At 65.4% G+C, this 16,386-nt stretch carries 12 protein-coding genes; 1 reads left to right on the forward strand and 11 read right to left on the reverse strand.

Translation table 11 applies throughout. The annotated features are described in order from the left end of the window. Positions 1 to 3 precede the first annotated feature (3 nt). A complete protein-coding gene (locus QUE68_RS29190; protein ID WP_286274934.1) occupies positions 4 to 3,849 on the forward strand; it encodes a DEAD/DEAH box helicase in 3,846 nt (1,281 codons plus the stop codon). A 239-nt stretch (positions 3,850 to 4,088) separates the two neighbouring features. Here the strand turns inward: QUE68_RS29190 and istB are convergent, their stop codons facing one another. From istB to QUE68_RS29245, 11 genes are all read right to left on the reverse strand, one after another. Further along, positions 4,089 to 4,868, reverse strand: coding sequence for an IS21-like element helper ATPase IstB (gene istB / locus QUE68_RS29195; protein ID WP_284230424.1), 780 nt, complete (start codon positions 4,866 to 4,868; stop codon positions 4,089 to 4,091). 62 nt (positions 4,869 to 4,930) lie between these two features. Continuing rightward, positions 4,931 to 6,472 carry an IS21 family transposase gene (gene istA, locus QUE68_RS29200; protein ID WP_284231462.1) on the reverse strand — a complete coding sequence of 514 codons (1,542 nt, stop codon included), beginning with the start codon at positions 6,470 to 6,472 and terminating at the stop codon, positions 4,931 to 4,933. Positions 6,473 to 7,510: 1,038 nt separating this feature from the next. After that, positions 7,511 to 8,908, reverse strand: a complete 1,398-nt coding sequence (gene dnaB / locus QUE68_RS29205; RefSeq protein ID WP_284230454.1) for a replicative DNA helicase — start codon at positions 8,906 to 8,908, stop codon at positions 7,511 to 7,513. A gap of 497 nt (positions 8,909 to 9,405) precedes the next feature. Beyond that, positions 9,406 to 9,858 (reverse strand): 50S ribosomal protein L9, encoded by a 453-nt coding sequence (rplI, locus tag QUE68_RS29210; protein ID WP_286274935.1) that lies wholly within the window; start codon positions 9,856 to 9,858, stop codon positions 9,406 to 9,408. Between the two features lie 21 nt (positions 9,859 to 9,879). Continuing rightward, positions 9,880 to 10,146, reverse strand: a complete 267-nt coding sequence (gene rpsR, locus QUE68_RS29215) for a 30S ribosomal protein S18 (RefSeq protein WP_140689895.1) — start codon at positions 10,144 to 10,146, stop codon at positions 9,880 to 9,882. A gap of 36 nt (positions 10,147 to 10,182) precedes the next feature. Then, a complete protein-coding gene (locus QUE68_RS29220) occupies positions 10,183 to 10,707 on the reverse strand; it encodes a single-stranded DNA-binding protein (protein WP_284230460.1) in 525 nt (174 codons plus the stop codon). A 91-nt stretch (positions 10,708 to 10,798) separates the two neighbouring features. Further along, a complete protein-coding gene (gene rpsF, locus QUE68_RS29225) occupies positions 10,799 to 11,089 on the reverse strand; it encodes a 30S ribosomal protein S6 (protein ID WP_140689897.1) in 291 nt (96 codons plus the stop codon). Positions 11,090 to 11,309: 220 nt separating this feature from the next. After that, positions 11,310 to 11,783: an SRPBCC family protein gene (locus QUE68_RS29230; protein WP_286274936.1), complete on the reverse strand. Its 474-nt coding sequence runs from the start codon at positions 11,781 to 11,783 to the stop codon at positions 11,310 to 11,312. Then, complete coding sequence (locus QUE68_RS29235; protein ID WP_286274937.1) at positions 11,780 to 13,432, reverse strand: glycosyltransferase family 87 protein; 1,653 nt, start codon at positions 13,430 to 13,432, stop codon at positions 11,780 to 11,782. Before QUE68_RS29235 ends, QUE68_RS29230 begins: the two co-directional genes overlap by 4 nt. Then, a complete protein-coding gene (locus tag QUE68_RS29240; protein WP_455012712.1) occupies positions 13,429 to 15,903 on the reverse strand; it encodes a transglycosylase domain-containing protein in 2,475 nt (824 codons plus the stop codon). Before QUE68_RS29240 ends, QUE68_RS29235 begins: the two co-directional genes overlap by 4 nt. Beyond that, on the reverse strand, positions 15,896 to 16,318 hold the full coding sequence (locus QUE68_RS29245) for a DUF5318 family protein (protein ID WP_284230469.1): 423 nt from the start codon (positions 16,316 to 16,318) through the stop codon (positions 15,896 to 15,898). Before QUE68_RS29245 ends, QUE68_RS29240 begins: the two co-directional genes overlap by 8 nt. Positions 16,319 to 16,386 lie beyond the last annotated feature (68 nt).

Raw genomic sequence — 16,386 nt, forward strand, 5'->3', positions numbered from 1 at the left:
CGCATGGGGGATTTCGACGGCCTGTACGGCAATCTTGATGCTGACCCGCGGGTGCGCGGCCGGCAGTTCGAGCACGTCTGTAAGTGGTTTCTGGAGAATGACCCGGTATATCGCAGTGAACTGCGGCGGGTGTGGTTGTGGGACGAGTGGCCGGGCCGGTGGGGTGGTGACGCCGGGATCGACCTGGTGGCCGAGGACCGCAACGGCGACCTGTGGGCGATCCAGGCCAAGGCCTATGACCCCCAGTACCGGGTCAGCAAGAGAGACGTCGATAAGTTCCTCTCCGAGTCCGGCCGTAAGACGTTCGCCTACCGGATCCTGATTGCCACCACCGATCTGATCGACCGCACCGGCGAGCGCACCATCCAGCAGCAGGAGAAACGCAGCAGTTTCTTCCGTCTCAACGATCTGCGGGCAGCCGCGCTGGATTGGCCGGCATCACCGGCGAAGCTGCGCCCGACCAAGCGACGCAAACCGGCTAAGCCCCGGCCGCACCAGGCCGAGGCGATCCGCGATGTGCTCAAGGGGTTCAAGACCTCTGATCGCGGCCAGCTCATCATGGCCTGCGGCACTGGCAAGACCCTCGCGGGCTTGTTCATCACCGAGAGGCTGAAAGCCCAACGGACCCTGGTGCTGCTGCCGTCGCTGTCGCTGCTCAAGCAGACCCTCAACGAGTGGCGGGCCAACTGCGCCAACGACTTCACCGCACTTCCGGTGTGTTCCGACGACAGCGTCGCCGACTCCCACGACGCCGCGATCGCCCACACCGCCGACCTCGGCGTCCCGGTCACCACCAACCCGAACGAGATCGCGGCGTTCCTGCGCCGCAAGTCCGGGCCGTTAGTGGTGCTCTCCACCTATCAGTCCTCTCCGCAGATCGAGGCCGCATTCAAGCTCGGCCGGATGCCCGGCTTCGACCTCGTGATCGCCGACGAGGCGCACCGGGTCGCCGGCCCGGTGTCGTCGGACTTCGCCACCGTGCTGGATTCCAAAGCGCTCAAGGGCGATCGCCGCCTGTTCATGACGGCTACCCCGCGCTACTTCACCGGCCGGGTGCTCAAAGCCGCGCAAGAGGCCGACTATGAGGTCGCCTCGATGGACGACCAGAAGAAGTTCGGGCCGGTGTTCCACCGGCTGTCCTTTGGTGACGCGATTCAGCGTGACCTGCTGACCGACTATCAGGTGGTGATCGTCGGCGTGGACGACGCCACCTACCGCGAGTGGGCCGAGAGGGGCGCCCTGGTCACCCGCGACGGTAAGCAGATAGACAACGCCGCGACACTGGCCGGGCAGATCGGCCTCGCCAAGGCGATGCGCGAGTACAACCTGCGGCGGGTGATCTCGTTTCACTCCCGGGTCAAGAGAGCTCGGGAGTTCGCATCCTCGATGCCCGACGTCATCGACTGGATGCCTGCGCGGCAGAGGCCGAAGGGCACGCTGTGGTCTGACGTCGCCACCGGGGAAATGCCCGCCGGGGACCGCTATGTGCTGCTGCAGCACCTGGGCCGCCTCGATGACGCCGACCGCGGCCTGCTGAGCAACGCCCGCTGCCTATCCGAAGGCATAGACCTGCCGACGCTGGACGGGGTTGCGTTCATCGACCCCCGCCGCAGCGAGGTCGACATCGTTCAGGCGGTCGGCCGCGCCATCCGTAAATCCGACGCGAAAACTGTTGGCACCATTGTCATCCCGGTCTTCATCGACACCGACGAGGACCCCGACGTGGCCCTGGACTCATCGGTGTTCAAGCCGGTGTGGGACATCATCAAAGCCCTGCGGGCACACGACGTCGAACTCGGCGAACAACTCGACTCGCTGCGCCGGCAGATTAGCCGCAACGGTGACAAACCGAAGTTGCCCGACAAGATTCACCTCGACGTACCCGCCACCGTCGGCGCGGACTTCGCCGCGGCGTTTGACGTCCGACTGGTGGATGCGACCACAGTGCCGTGGGAGTTCTGGTTCGGGCTACTGGAGAAGTATGTTGCCGAACGCGGGACTGCTCGAGTTCCACCCCTATTCACCGATGGTGACTACCGGCTAGGTGGATGGGTCGCCAAGCAGAGGGCCAGAGGCTCCGAATGGGCGCTGAATCCGGACCGCTCCCGCCGCCTCGCCGAATTACCCGGTTGGACTTGGGATCCGCGAGAAGACCTCTGGGAAGAGGGCTTTGAAAGACTCGGGGAGTACGTCAAGAACCATAGCGACGCCGTTGTGCCGAAGGCCTACACCATCGACGGATATCAGCTTGGGGCATGGGTCACGACCCAACGACGTGCGTACAAGCAAGCCCGGCTGCCCCTGGAACGGCAGCAGCGGCTCAAAGGCGTTAAAGGTTGGACGTGGGACTCGGTCAAGGATCGCTGGCAAGAGGCTTACCTGCTACTGCAGCGCTACGTTGCAGAGCACGGCCACACTCGGATACCGGCCCTGGAGAAATACCAGGACTACCGCCTCGGGCAGTGGGTCGCCCAGCAGCGATACCACCGGAACAAGGGAACTCTTGCTACTGATCGCATCAGGCTGCTGGAGAAATTCCCGGACTGGACCTGGGACGCCGTCACCGATGAGTGGGAGGAAGGGTTCCGTCACCTCCAGGATTACGTCCGACAAAACGGCGACAGTCTCGTCCCACAGGCATTCCAATGCGAGGACGGCTACAGGCTTGGTTCGTGGGTCACTTCTGTCCGGTCTGATTACCGCACCGGTGACTTGGACGATGAGCGGCAGGTACGACTGAAAAACATGCCGGGCTGGTCATGGGCGCCCCGTGACTCCAAGTGGGAAGAGGGATTTCGGCGACTTGAGGCACACGCAAGAACCCACGTTGGCACACGTATGGTGCGCACTTACGTTGATCCTGCGGACGGTTATCAACTGGGAGCGTGGGCGGCCAATCAAAGGGGTTCGTTCGCTAGGGGGCGCCTTAGTGCGGAGCGGATCGCCCGTTTGAAGTCGCTCCCCGGGTGGGTGTGGGACACCAACGAGGGCGCGTGGGAGGACAACTACCGCAAGCTCGCGGAATACGCAGCGGAGCACGGCCACTGCTCACCGACAAAGTCGACTGTTCACGACGGGCAGAGGCTCGGGGCCTGGGTCAATTTGCAGCGGGCCTTGCGGAACAAGGGAAAGCTGCTCCCTGATCTCGCGTACCGCTTGGGTGCGCTGCCGGGATGGGTGTGGTCAGTTAACGACGCGAAATGGGAAGAGGGCTTTAGCCAACTCTTGGACTATGTGGAACTACACGGGACTGCGCTGGTCCCCGCCCGGTTGCGACACAACGGCTACCCATTGGGTTCGTGGGTGCCGAAGCAACGTGACATCTACCGCACCGGGGGGATGACTTCCGACAGGACCGAACGGCTGGAAGGGCTGCCCGGTTGGTCATGGGACCCATTCGCGGAGAGGTGGGAGCGGACCCTCGCTTTGCTCGAGCAGTACGTCGCCGCGCACGGCACCGCACGCGTTCCCAACAAGTACACCGTCGATGGAGTCAAGCTCCAACAGTGGGTGGCAGTGCAACAAAGCACCCACGCAGAGGGAACTCTGAACCCGGAACGCCAGCAGCGCCTTGAGGCTCTTCCAGGATGGTCCTGGGAGGACCGCCGAGAAGAACGATGGGAAGCCACCTACGCACTCCTTGAGAAGTACGTCGAACGGGAAGGTCATTTCCTTGTTCCTCAAAAGCACGTCGAGAACGGCGTGCGCCTAGGAACGTGGCTGACTATCCAGCGCGGCCAATACAGGCAGCAGAAACTCAGCCCCGAGAGTCAAGAACGCCTAAAAGCATTGCCGGGATGGGAGTGGAACCCACCTCGCGGACGGACTCCCCGATCACCACAGAGCTGATCATTCGCCCGAGGTTGGAATAATCCGTCCAAGGCTGGGCCATGGATAGCGCCGAAAAACCCCGCGCCCAAGAGGTTAGGCGATGTCATAAACGCTTCCCGCCGTCGCAGCCATCTGGGTCGGGGTTTGGGTTGAGCCATTTACCGTAAGTGACCGGGCCGGCGGGGTGTCGGCCGTCAGGTAATTCCGCCGGGTCGTCTGTCATGTAATTCCGCCACCGGTGGGCCTCGGGTGTAGGTCTACCGGGCTGGCTTGGTGTTGTCTACCGGCGCGTGAGCGCCGGGTCTTTTTCGGGGTCGGTAGCTGGGTCCGTCCATCAGGATTTGGTGGCTGGTGTTGATCAGGCGGTCGAGCAGGGATTCGGCCACGACGGGGTTGGGGAACAGGTTGTACCAGTCCTTGGGTGAGCGGTTGGAGGTCAGGATGAGCGGCTTGCCGTTGACGGCGCGGTCGGAGATCAACTCGTAGAGGTCGTCGGCGTGCATCGCGGTGTGCTCGCGCATCGCGAAGTCGTCGAGGATCAGCACCAGCGGTTTGGTGTATTCGCGGATACGTTGGCCCCAGGTGCGATCGGCGTGGCCGCCGGCCAGATCGGAGAGCACTCGGGAGGTCTTGGCGAAGCGGACGTCGCCGCCGCGGCGGGCTACGGCGTGTCCAAGTGCTTGTGCCATATGGGTTTTCCCGACTCCGACGGGTCCGTAGAGGATGACTGATTCGGCGGCGTCGAGCCAGCGTAGTGCCGCGAGATCGCGCAGCATCGCCGCGGGGAGCTTGGTGTTGGCGGTGAAGTCGAAGGATTCGAAGGTGGATTGTTCCTCGAACTTGGCGCGGCGGATGCGCCGTGTGAGTGCTGCTGATTCGCGGCGGGCGATCTCGTCTTCGCAGAGGACCTGCAGGAAGTCCAGGTGCCCGAGGGTGCCGTCGCGGGTTTGGGCCAACCGGGCATCGAGGGTCTCGAGCATGCCGGTGAGTTTGAGGGTGCGCAGCGCATTGCGAAGCGAAGGATCGAGGATGCTCATGGTGATGTTGTCCTATGTTCGGATCGAATGATGTTGGGTGACAGACGGATAGACGTTGGAAGTCATGCAGTCTCACCGGTGGTGGTGTCGAAGGCTTCGGGTCCGCGCAGATGTGCTGGGGCGTGCGGTGCCGTCGGCGGGATGGTTCCGTCGAGTTCGGTGCCGGCGGCGAGGATGCCCTTGACGGTGCGGTAGCTCGGATCGCCGACGGTGATGGCCCGCGCGCAGGCCGTCTCCAGGCGGACGTCGCCGACGGTCTTGCGCAGTGCCAGGACACCTTGAGCGCTGCGCAGACGGTGGATGGCGTTGACTTCCATGAACTCGGCGATGACCTGCGTGCAGGCCGGCCCGACCTCGGCGGCCGTCCGGCGACACCAGGTGGGGTTGCGCATCGTGAAGGCGATCTTCTCCGGCGGGTAGTGCTCGAAGTCGGTGGCCCGTCCCCGCGGATGGGTGACATGGGTGGCCACGACGTCCCCGCCGTGCACGATCTGCACGATGTCCCCGCACGTGCGGGCGTGGACCTGCTGGCCCATCAGCCGCCACGGCACCGAGTAGAGCGCCGCGCCGACCTTGACGTGACAGTCGGTGGCGACCTTGCCAGAGGACCACACCGCGAGCTGGAACGCATTGCGCGGCAACGGCAGCAGGGCGTGTTGTTCGACGGTGGAGAACACGAACCCGGGCTGCTCACCATCCAGCGCCCGCGACGCCCGGGCCCCGGCGACCTCACGGCACCACACCACTGCTGCGGCCTGCATCTGCTCCAGCGAGGTGAACTCCCGGCCCCGCCAGAACGAGTCCCGAACGTACTGCATCGGACGCTCGACGCGTGGTTTGTCCTTCGGTTTGTTCGCCCGCGCCGGGTCGATCAGGCAGCCGTAGTGCGAACCCAGTTCGGCGTAGGCCTTGTTGATCTTCGGGTCATACAGATCCGACCGGGTGACACCGGTCTTCAGGTTGTCCGGGACCAGCCGGGCGGGGACACCGCCGAAGAACTCGAACGCCGCCACATGCGATGCGCACCAGGAGGATTGGTGCATCCACAGGACGGGTTGGACGAACAGGTGCCGCGAGTGAGCCAGCACCATCACGAACGCCCACACCGTGACGCGTCGACCACTGACCGGGTCGAACCACATCCCGAGCTTGCCGTAGTCGATCTGGGCCTCACTGCCCGCCGGCACCGGCCCGCGTGCCACGGTCACCCTCTCCCGCGTCGACTCTTCGGAGAGATTGGCCGAAATCCATCTCCGCACCGAGGATTCCGACGCCGCAACACCATGGTCGTCGCGCAGCCGCTGCGCCACGGTCGCCGCACTCACCTCGGCCTTGAGCCAGTCGACGATCCGATCGCGGTGCACCTCGATCCCCGGCCACGTCGTGGCCCGCAGACCCGGGTCGGCGACCTCGGGGAACCACCGGCCGACGTGGGCGGCCCACGCCGCCTCCGTGACCGGCTCCCCGCCCGGGGTCAGCGACTCGGCAATCGCCGGCGCCAGATACTTCGCGATCGTCTTGCGGTCGATGCCAAGACTCTCCGAGAGCTGGCGCTGGGACCGACCCGCATGCCAATGGGTCAACAACTCGATCAGGTCGAACACGTCGAAACTTCTCCTCGCCATCGGCGCCCTTCCTCACGAGTCGATCCGTGAGTCGAGCGAACCTGTATGCGAAGCCCACAACCGGCTGCCACACCGCCCCGGGTGGGGGAATTACGTGACAGACAGGGTGGAGGAATTCCGTGACGGACAACCCCTCACGCTGGGGGAATTACCTGACCGCTGACAGCGGGGACGGTGGCCAGCACCGCGCGCACCTGTTCTTTGGTCGCGAAGCATACCCACGTCCCAGTCCCGGTACAGGCGATCAGAATGCCGACGCAGGCTTGCCATGCCCGCCATTAGGGACAACCGGTAGCCCGGCCCACTGGGTGCAGAATTGTCCCGTCATCCCGCCCTCCCCGTTTTTTACGTCGACAGGGCGCAGATTTGGCCCGTTCTGGGCGGGCATGACCGAGCTTTGACGTCCAGTCGCACTCCGCTAGCCGCGCACATCGAATTCAACGCCGCCCGCAGCGCGATACCTACGACGAAACGGGACTTGCCGGCAGAAGTCCCTATCTCCTATCGCAGGACGCGCGGACAGGACTCAACCCCACCAAACACAAAGGTCACGACCTCTTTCGAGTTCGTGACCTTCATGCCTGGAGTCCGTAGAACTCCTCCCTGTGAGCGAAAGGGGACGTGAACCCTGAGGTCCCCCAACACCTGGAACTGTGAGCAGCTGGGCGAGGGAAGTCGCCAGACGCCGACGCCCGAGGCCGGTTGCGCAGCTGTCGCCCCTCGCCAGCGTCGAGGCGGGATCCGCCGCTGCAATCTCTTGCTGCGACCGCCCGCCAATTAACCCAGGCCGGCACCTCGACGGTTGCCGGTCGCACTGATTTGTTGAGAGCCAACATGCGCCCTCCGTGCGGGCCCGCACTTTCCTCCAAGCAACCGTCGGACATCCTCGACGGCCGGCCCCCAGCGTGGCTCGCGTCTCGGGCACCCGAAATTCTCACTTCAATGTCCAATTGGACATCGTGTGGACATTTGGAATGAGAATTGGACAAAAAGTTTGAGAAGCCACAGGTAGAAACCTCAGTGCGCCATATTCGTAAACCGCGACAGATGCAGCTGATGCGCCACGGTGATCGTCTTCGTCGGTCCCGCACGGTGTTTGGCGATGATGAGGTCGGCCTCGCCGCCGCGCGGATCGTCGCGCTCGAACGCGTCCGGCCGATGCAAGAGGATGACCATGTCCGCATCCTGCTCGATCGATCCCGATTCACGAAGGTCGGACAGCATGGGCTTCTTGTCCGTGCGCTGTTCCGGGCCGCGGTTCAGCTGGCTCATCGCCACCACGGGCACCTCGAGTTCCTTGGCGAGAAGCTTTATCTGCCTCGAGAACTCGGACACTTCCTGCTGGCGCGATTCGACCTTCTTGCCAGAGGTCATCAACTGCAGGTAGTCGACGACGATGAGTCGCAGGTCGGCTTTCTGATGCAGTCGACGAGCCTTCGCCCGAATCTCCATCATCGTCAGGTTCGGTGAGTCGTCGATGTAGAGCGGCGCCTCGCTGATCTCGCTCATCCGCCGCGCCAGACGCGTCCAGTCGTCGTCGCTCATCCGTCCGGACCGCATGTCGGCCAGCTTGATCTTCGCCTCGGCCGACAACAGCCGCATGACGATCTCGGACTTGCTCATCTCCAGCGAGAAGATGACGCTCGACATCCGGTTCTTGATCGAGCACGACCGCAAGAAATCCAGGCCCAGAGTCGATTTGCCCACACCGGGCCGCGCCGCCACCACGATCATCTGGCCGGCGTGCAGCCCATTGGTCACCTCGTCGAGTTCGACGAAGCCCGTGGGAACACCGCGCGCCACACCGCCCTGCGAGGCGATCGCGTCGATCTCGTCCATCGTCGGTTGCAGCAGCTGTTCGAGGACGACGAAGTCCTCGGTGGCACGTCGCTCGGTGACGTCGTAGATCTCGGCCTGCGCGCGATCCACCACGTCGGCGACGTCCGCGCCGTCCGCTCCGGCGTACCCGTACTGCACGACGCGCGTGCCAGCCTCCACGAGGCGGCGTAGGAGCGACTTCTCCGCGACGATGCCCGCGTAGTACCCGGCGTTGGCTGCGGTCGGCACGGTGGAGATCAGCGTGTGCAGATACGGCGCCCCGCCGATCCGCTTGAGCAGCCCGCGACGGTCCAGCTCGGCGGAGACGGTGATGGCGTCGGCGGGCTCACCGCGGCCGTAGAGGTCGAGGATCGCGTCGTACACGCTCTGGTGCGCGGGCCGGTAGAAGTCACCGGGCCTCAACCGCTCGAGCACGTCGGCGATGGCGTCCTTGGACAGCAGCATCCCGCCGAGCACCGACTGCTCGGCTGCCATGTCCTGCGGAGGCTGGCGGCCGTAATCCTCGGCCGGCGGGCCGTCCTGGTCGGAGCGCCCTCCGGCCTGGCCCGGTCTGCCCAGGTCGTCTACGACAGCCACTAAGCGTCCCACCTCCCCTTTCAAGCTCCTGCGCCCGTGTCGAACATTCATTCGACGTCCACGTGCGCGACGGTAGATCAGCCCCCCGACAACCGGCGGGCCTCGATGGCGCCGGAGCAGCTTCGACGGATCACGCTAGACGTTGCTGGGAGGAGTGCAAGCGCGTCCTGTTAGTGAACTCGTGGATGGGGTGTGGATAGGCGCGGTCGGCCATGTTGAACTGCTGGGGACAACCTGTGCACAACTGCGCGGCTTTTTCGCATCTACGCAGATAAGGGCACCACAAGGGCTGTCGGAAACTGTGGATGCGAATTCGTTCGGCGTGTCGGCCGGGGTTGCCGTCTCGGGCGTGTTGTGTTGCGCGTGCGGGCCAGTCAGGTTAACAGCTGGTTATCTTCGCTGTGTCGCAATCGGAGTGAGGAGTTCGCCAACCCAGACAGCAACGTCCGGGTGAAGCCTGATCAAGGCTTCACCCGGACGTATTGACGCTGGTGTTATTACTCGGCGACGACGTTCAGTGACACCGCGACGCTCACCTCGGGGTGCAGGTGCACCGCGACGGCGTACGCGCCCGTCGCCTTGATGTGCGACTTCGGCAGATTCACGGTGCGCTTGTCGAGGTTCGGTCCACCGGCCTTCTTGATGGCCGCCACGACATCGCCGGCCAACACGGAGCCGAAGAGCTTGCCTGCTCCGGCAGTGCGGACCGGCAACGCCACCGGGCCCAGCTCCTCGAGAGCGGTCTTCAATTCCTTAGCGTGGTCCAGATCGCGAACGGTCTTGTTCTCGCGGGCCCGACGGATCTCCTCGGCCTGGCGCTCGGCGCCACGAGACGCCACGATCGCCATGCCGCGGGGAAGGAGGAAGTTGCGGCCGTAGCCGTCCTTCACGTCGACGGTGTCGCCGGCCGAACCCAAGTGGTCGACCTCAGCGGTCAGAATCAGTTTCATGTGAGTGTCTTCCGTTCCGGACTAGCGCGTCGCCGCGCTGAACGGCAGCAGAGCCACCTCGCGGGCGTTCTTGACCGCGATCGCGATGTCGCGCTGGTGCTGTACGCAGTTACCGGTCACCCGGCGGGCACGGATCTTGCCGCGCTCGCTGATGTAGGTCCGCAGCAGTGCAGTGTCCTTGTAGTCGATGATCTGGTTCTTGCCCTTCTTCGAGCAGAACGAACACTTGCGGGTCTTGATCGGCTTCTCGGGAGCCGGACGCCTCTTCGTGGAGGAGGACTTGGCCATGTCTATCTCTTTTCTCAGTGCGTGGAATCAGTTGAATCAGAAGGGAGGTTCTTCGTCGGCGCCGCTGAACGAACCGGATGCCGGGGCGCTGCCCCACGGATCGTCCTTCGGGCCGTCGTTGGAGCCACTGTTGGCGGGGGGACGGGATCCGCCGCCACCGCCTCCACCGAAGCCGCCTCCGCCGCCGCCACTGCGGCTGGCCTTGTTGACCTTGGCCGTCGCGTACTTCAACGACGGGCCGATCTCGTCGACTTCGAGCTCGACGACGGTGCGCTTCTCACCCTCACGCGTTTCGTAGGACCGCTGCTTGAGCCGACCGGTCACGATCACCCGCGAACCGCGGGTGAGGCTCTCGGCTACGTTCTCGGCAGCCTCGCGCCAGATGCTGCACCGCATGAACAGCGGGTCGCCGTCTTTCCACTCGTTGGTCTGACGGTCCATCATCCGGGGCGTAGACGCCACCGTGAAGTTGGCGACGGCAGCCCCGGACGGCGTGAACCGCAGTTCGGGGTCGGCGGTCAGGTTTCCGACGATGGTGAGGTTGGTGTCACCAGCAGCCACGGGATCCTCCTGGGTTGGGTGGTGTAAGTCGCATGCGAGCGGGTCGCACGCGAGCCTACGGAAGCGCTCCGACGTGCACGGCCTGTTGGGCCTAGTGCTTGTCGGTCCGCATCACCTTGGTCCGCAGGACGGACTCGTTGAGGCTGAGCTGGCGATCCAGCTCGGACACCGTGGCCGGTTCGGCCTTCACGTCGATGACGGCGTAGATGCCCTCGGGGTGCTTGAGGATCTCGTACGCCAACCGGCGCCGGCCCCAGATGTCGATCTTCTCGACCGTGCCGCCGTCCTTGCGGATGACGTTCAAGAACGTCTCCAGGGATGGTGCAACAGTCCGCTCGTCGAGCGTGGGGTCGAGGATGACCATGATTTCGTATGGACGCATATGAACCCATCACCTCCTATGGTCGTGTGCGGCCACGGCGTGTCCGTGGCAGGAGGGTCGCCTGCGTCGGCAACCCGGCAAGGCTACCGCAGGACCGCCTGAGCAGCGAAATCGTGCGTCGGGGCCGGGGTTCGGCAGCCGTTGTGAATCGTCTGCGATTCTGCGGCCACTTTCTCGCACAGAGTTCACGAACGACGACGGATCGAGAGTCCGCCGCGACTCAGCCGCCCTCGGCGGTGCGCTTGATCGCGGCGAGCGTCACCGGGATGCCCTCCCTGGCCGCCCGCGTCCGAACGGCGATCTGCTCCTCGGCGTGCTCGCCGAACCGCCCGTGAAAGCCCTCGATGCCCTCGGGTTGGAACGCCCACGACTCGGTCAGCCGCGTGCTGCCCGCCGGGTCCGACAGGGGTTCGAGAGTAAATCCCCAACGCACCCAACCGTCGTTCACCACCCATGCGAACTCGCGACCCGGATCGGCGGCCACCACGCGGCTGCGGGTCTCCCACGTCCGGTGGCCGTCGTCGTTACGGCCGGTGAAGTACGTGCCGACCGTCGGACCGCCGCCGTCATCCCACCAACACGCCCGACACTGCGGGCTCCACTCGCCCATCCTGGTGACGTCGGCGACCATCTCGTAGAGCTGGTCGGCATCGATGTCCACCACGACGGAGTCGCTGAATGTCAGGTCGCTCATGTCCTCGTCAACTCCTGCTCGGGTTGGATGGCCGGTTCCAACGGCGTGGGTCGCAGCCGGGCGGGCAACCACTTGGGCGGCGCGTCCGGCGCGTGGTCGAATACCCCGCCCGATGGGTCGTCAACCCGGCCGCCGTGGCGAACCAGGTCGAGTTCCGGACGGTAGATCTGGCGAATCACCAGTGCGCACAGCGTGATCACCGCGATGTCGCGGAGCAGCACTGTGGTGGTGAACCATTCCTGCGGCAGGCCCATCTTCTGCTCACCGAACAGATAGAGCATTCGCGGCACCCAGACCAGTGCGTCAATCGTCATCCACACCAACAGGATTCGGCGATGCGGCAGCGCGAGAACCGCCAGCGGCACCAACCACAGCGAGTACTGCGGACTCCACACCTTGTTCGTCAGCAGGAACGCCGCGATGACCAGGAACGCCAGCTGCGCCAGCCGCGGCCGCTGCCTGGCCGTCAGCCCGACGTAGGTGATTCCGCAGAGGCACACCGCGAACAGCACCGCCGTCACGGCGTTGGTCACCGACGGCGGTTCCCAGAAGCCGAGGTTCGGATCGAATCCCGGCCAGCCGGTGAACGACTTCACGACGTTGTAGATCGAATCCATGTCATCGCCACGACGGGTGTTGAGCCGGAAGAACTCCGTCCATCCGCGAGGGTAGAGCACCATGATCGGCAGGTTGACCACCAGCCACGCCACCACCGCGGCGGCGGCCGTCTTGCTCACCTCGCGCATCCGGCCGGTGCGCAACCCGAGTATCACCATCGGCACCAGCAGCAGCAGCGGATACAGCTTGAGCGCCACGCCGATCCCGATCAGGACACCCGCCACCGCCGGTCGTCGACGGGCCCAGGCCAGCATCGCGCCCGCCGCGCACGCCGTCGCGAGGGCATCGAAGTTGGTGAAGATCTGGAAGATCAACAGCGGTGACGCCGCGACGAGGGCCGCATCCCACACCCGCCGGCCCGCCAATCGTGCCGTCGCCCACACCGTCGCCAGCCACGCCAGCGCCAGACCGAATGCGGCGATGTTGAAGAACATCACGACCTCGGCCATGACGGGCACCGCGACGAGCTTCGTCAACGCCGTATACGTCTTCGCCAAGGCCATCGACACGTACTGGTAGAGCCCCGTCAGCACCGGATACTCCATGTACCGCACGGCGGGGGCACCGTCGTACTGCGTCGCGGGCGCGCCCTTGGCGTCTCTCTCGACCCAGGAGGACTTGTACGGAAACTTCCCCTGGCTCAACAACTCTGCGGTGTATAGGGGAACGGTGTCCGAGTAGCACAGCTCGTAGTACGCCCGCTGGTTCTCCCAAACCGCCACTCGCTGGTCGGCGGTGCCGGTATCCGTCGACTGCAGGCACGCCGCCTTAGTCGAATACCCCAGCGCCAGGAACACCAGCGCGATCATCAGCATCACCCGCAGCGGCGTCATGAACCGCGCCCTGCCGATCAGCGCATGCCTGCCGACCGGGCCGCCGATCGCACCCGCCAGCGCCGCGCCGATCGTGTCCGTCCGGCTGGGCAGGTCGCGGTCGTCGTCACTGCGCAGATCTTCCGCCAGCGGAGCTGGCGATACGGCCGAAGCCAGCGGTGCACTCGTCGTCGGCCTATTCGAGTCCTGCTCGATCACGGCGGAGGCGGCGGCGCAGTGATCGTCGGGGTGGGAGCTGCCGCCGGGTCACCGGGTCCCGGGGGCGGCGCCTGCGGCGGGGCGGTGATCGTCGTCGGCGGACCGAACGGGATGGTGATCCCCGGACCCAACTCGATCGTCGGTTGGATGACCGTCTCCGACGCCGGTGGCGGCGGAGGTGGTGGCGGTGGTGGCGCCGGTGCGACGGGCGGGCCGGCGTAACCGCCGATCTCCGCCGGCTTCGGGAACGATTCGTTGTCAGTGCCGTCGAGGGCGCCGTCCATCGTCGCCTTCCAGATGTCCGACGGGATGCCCGAGCCGTAGACCGATCCGCCCGAACTGTTCACCAGCGGCTTGGTGCCCTCGGTGGTGCCCACCCACACTGCCGTCGACAGCGACGGCGTGTAGCCGACCATCCAGGCGTCCCGGTTGGCGTCGGTGTCACCGAGCTGATTGGTGCCGGTCTTGGCCGCGGACTGCCGACCGCCCGCCAGGTTGTGACCCCGCGAGTAGCCCGCGATGGGACGCATCGCGGCCGCGACGTTGTCGGCGACGGCCTTGTCGATCTTCTGCTCGCCGGGGTCATCCTGCGCCGCGGCATCGAAGAGCACCTGACCGTCGGACCGCACGACCTTCTGGATGAAGTGCGGCCGATGGTAGACACCGGAATTGGCGAGTGTGGCGTAAGCCGAGGCCATGTCGATCACCCTGGACTGGTACTGGCCGAGCACGACGCCGTTATTCGGCGGCCCGCCCTTGCCGTCCTCGCTCAAGGTGTGCTCGACGCCGGGGAAGCTCTCGGCGACACCGGCCGCATGCGCCGCGTCCGCGACGTCCTGCGGTCCGTTCTTCAGCTTCAGCATCAGCCGGTAGTAGCTGGTGTTCAGCGACTGCTTGAGCGCCTCGGCGATGTTGCAGGTGCCGCAACCCTCACCCTCGACGTTGCTGATCTTGATGCCGTTCACCTCGACCGGCGAGCTGTCGACCTGGTAGCCCAGCCCGATGCCCTGCTGCAACGCCGCGACCAACGCGAAGACCTTGAACGACGACCCCGTCGGCAGGCCCGCCTGCGCGAAGTCGAACCCGTTGGCGTCCGACCCGCCGTAGTACGCCCGCACCCCGCCGGTCTTGGGATCGATGGACGCGACCGCGGTCCGCATGTCCGGGTCCTGGCCCTCCATGTACTCGGCGACCGCGTCCTCGGCGGCCTTCTGCGCCTTGGGGTCGATCGTCGTGGTGACCTGTAGGCCCTCGGTGTTCAACGTCTGTTCGTCGATGTTGAACAGGTCCATCAGTTCCTTGGTGACCTGTCGCTCGATCAGGCCGTTGGGCCCGGTCGTCTGGTTCTGCGCGCTGGCCTGATCCGCGGGCACCGTCGGCGGGAACACCTGCGCGGCGCGGTCACCCTCCGACAGGGCGCCCATCGTCACCATGCCGTCGAGCACCCAGTTCCACCGTTCGGCCGAACCCTCGGGGTCCACGGCCGGGTCCAGGGCTGACGGCTGCTGGATCAACGCCGCAAGCAGCGCGCCATCGGAGACGTTCAGCTGTTCGACGGGCTTGCCGAAGTAGGCCTGTGACGCCGCCGCGATGCCGTACGCGCCGCGGCCGAAGTAGATGATGTTGAGGTAGGACTCCAACACCTGATCCTTGGACCACTCGCCCGACATCTTCGTCGAGATGACGAGTTCCTTGGCTTTTCGAACCAGCCCGCCCACGCCCGAGCGCGCATCGCCGACGAGCGCGTTCTTCACGTACTGCTGCGTGATGGTCGAGCCGCCCTGGAGGTCACCGCCGAAGATGTTGTTCTTGAAGGCGCGCAGGAAGCCGGTGAAGGAGAACCCGGGGTTGGAGTAGAAGTCACGGTCCTCGGCCGCCATCACCGCGTCACGCACGTGCACCGGGATCTGGTCGATGTCGACGTCGACCCGGTTGCCCTCGGGCGGCACGATCTTCGCGATCTCACTGCCGTCGCTGGCGAGGATCGTCGACACCTGGTTGGTGCGGATGTCACCGGGCTTCGGGATATCGACGATGACGTAGGCCATCGCGAACGTCACGATGGGCACCAGGATCGCGAGTACCAGAGCGACCAGCGATCCGCGTCGAATCCACTTCCAGTTGACGTGGAACTGACGGCCCGGGCCCTTACCTCCAGGCGGTCCGCCACCCGTCGGCGGCCCCGGCGGGGGCTGCTTCGGCGGTGGGGTTCCGTCGAGCGCGGCCTTGACGACGTCGATCTGGTCGCGGTACTGCGGCGGAGGTGCGCCGGTGACCGGCGGGATGACCATCGTCTGGCGGTCGTCGGGTCGCGCCGGGGGGCGTGGCTGCGGGATCGCCCGCGTCGGACCGTCCGCGCCCGAGGGTGCCGAATGTCTGCCTAGCGGTGGTGGCGGCGCGCCCGTACCGCCAGCCGGGGACTCCTTGCGAACGTCGTCGGCTGGCTGTTCGTGGCGCCCTTCGCTATTCACTGGCCGTACGCGGTCGGTGAGCCCGCCGGCCGGGTGCCGCGCGCTTCGGAGAACGTGGTGCGCCGAGCACGTATGACTTGACCAGATGATTCCAACTGCACGTTCGGCAGACCTCCACGACGTGCACCGCGAACTCGTCGAACTTGGCTGCTAGCAAGACCAACTCCTCCGTAGTGCGGGCTGATCCCGACACGGCGCCCATGTGATCGCCGAAGACCCACGACACCAGCGTTAGCTGTTCCTTGCGACATATTGGACACATCACCTGACTGGTCTTGCCGTGAAATTTGGCGGCGCGCAGTAGATACGGATTGGCGTCACAGACCTCGGAGACACCGGTGCGTCCCGAGTACACCTCGGCCAGCAGGGACCGCCGCTTGAGCGCGTAGTCCACCACCTGTCGCTGCAATCGCACGGAGACCAGAGTACGTCGGGCCCTTCCCGGCGAAGCTGAGACTGTGCCGGTCTCGGCCCGGTTTCGCG

Source organism: Mycolicibacterium sp. TUM20985, from assembly GCF_030295745.1.
Lineage (GTDB): Bacteria > Actinomycetota > Actinomycetes > Mycobacteriales > Mycobacteriaceae > Mycobacterium.

Excerpts from the sequence above, each read along its gene's own strand:
- QUE68_RS29190 (WP_286274934.1), top strand. The coding sequence starts at position 4 with ATGGGGGATTTCGACGGCCTGTACGGCAATCTTGATGCTGACCCGCGG.
- istB (WP_284230424.1), bottom strand. The coding sequence starts at position 4,868 with ATGAGCATCCTCGATCCTTCGCTTCGCAATGCGCTGCGCACCCTCAAA.
- rplI (WP_286274935.1), bottom strand. The coding sequence starts at position 9,858 with ATGAAACTGATTCTGACCGCTGAGGTCGACCACTTGGGTTCGGCCGGC.
- rpsR (WP_140689895.1), bottom strand. The coding sequence starts at position 10,146 with ATGGCCAAGTCCTCCTCCACGAAGAGGCGTCCGGCTCCCGAGAAGCCG.
- rpsF (WP_140689897.1), bottom strand. The coding sequence starts at position 11,089 with ATGCGTCCATACGAAATCATGGTCATCCTCGACCCCACGCTCGACGAG.
- QUE68_RS29230 (WP_286274936.1), bottom strand. The coding sequence starts at position 11,783 with ATGAGCGACCTGACATTCAGCGACTCCGTCGTGGTGGACATCGATGCC.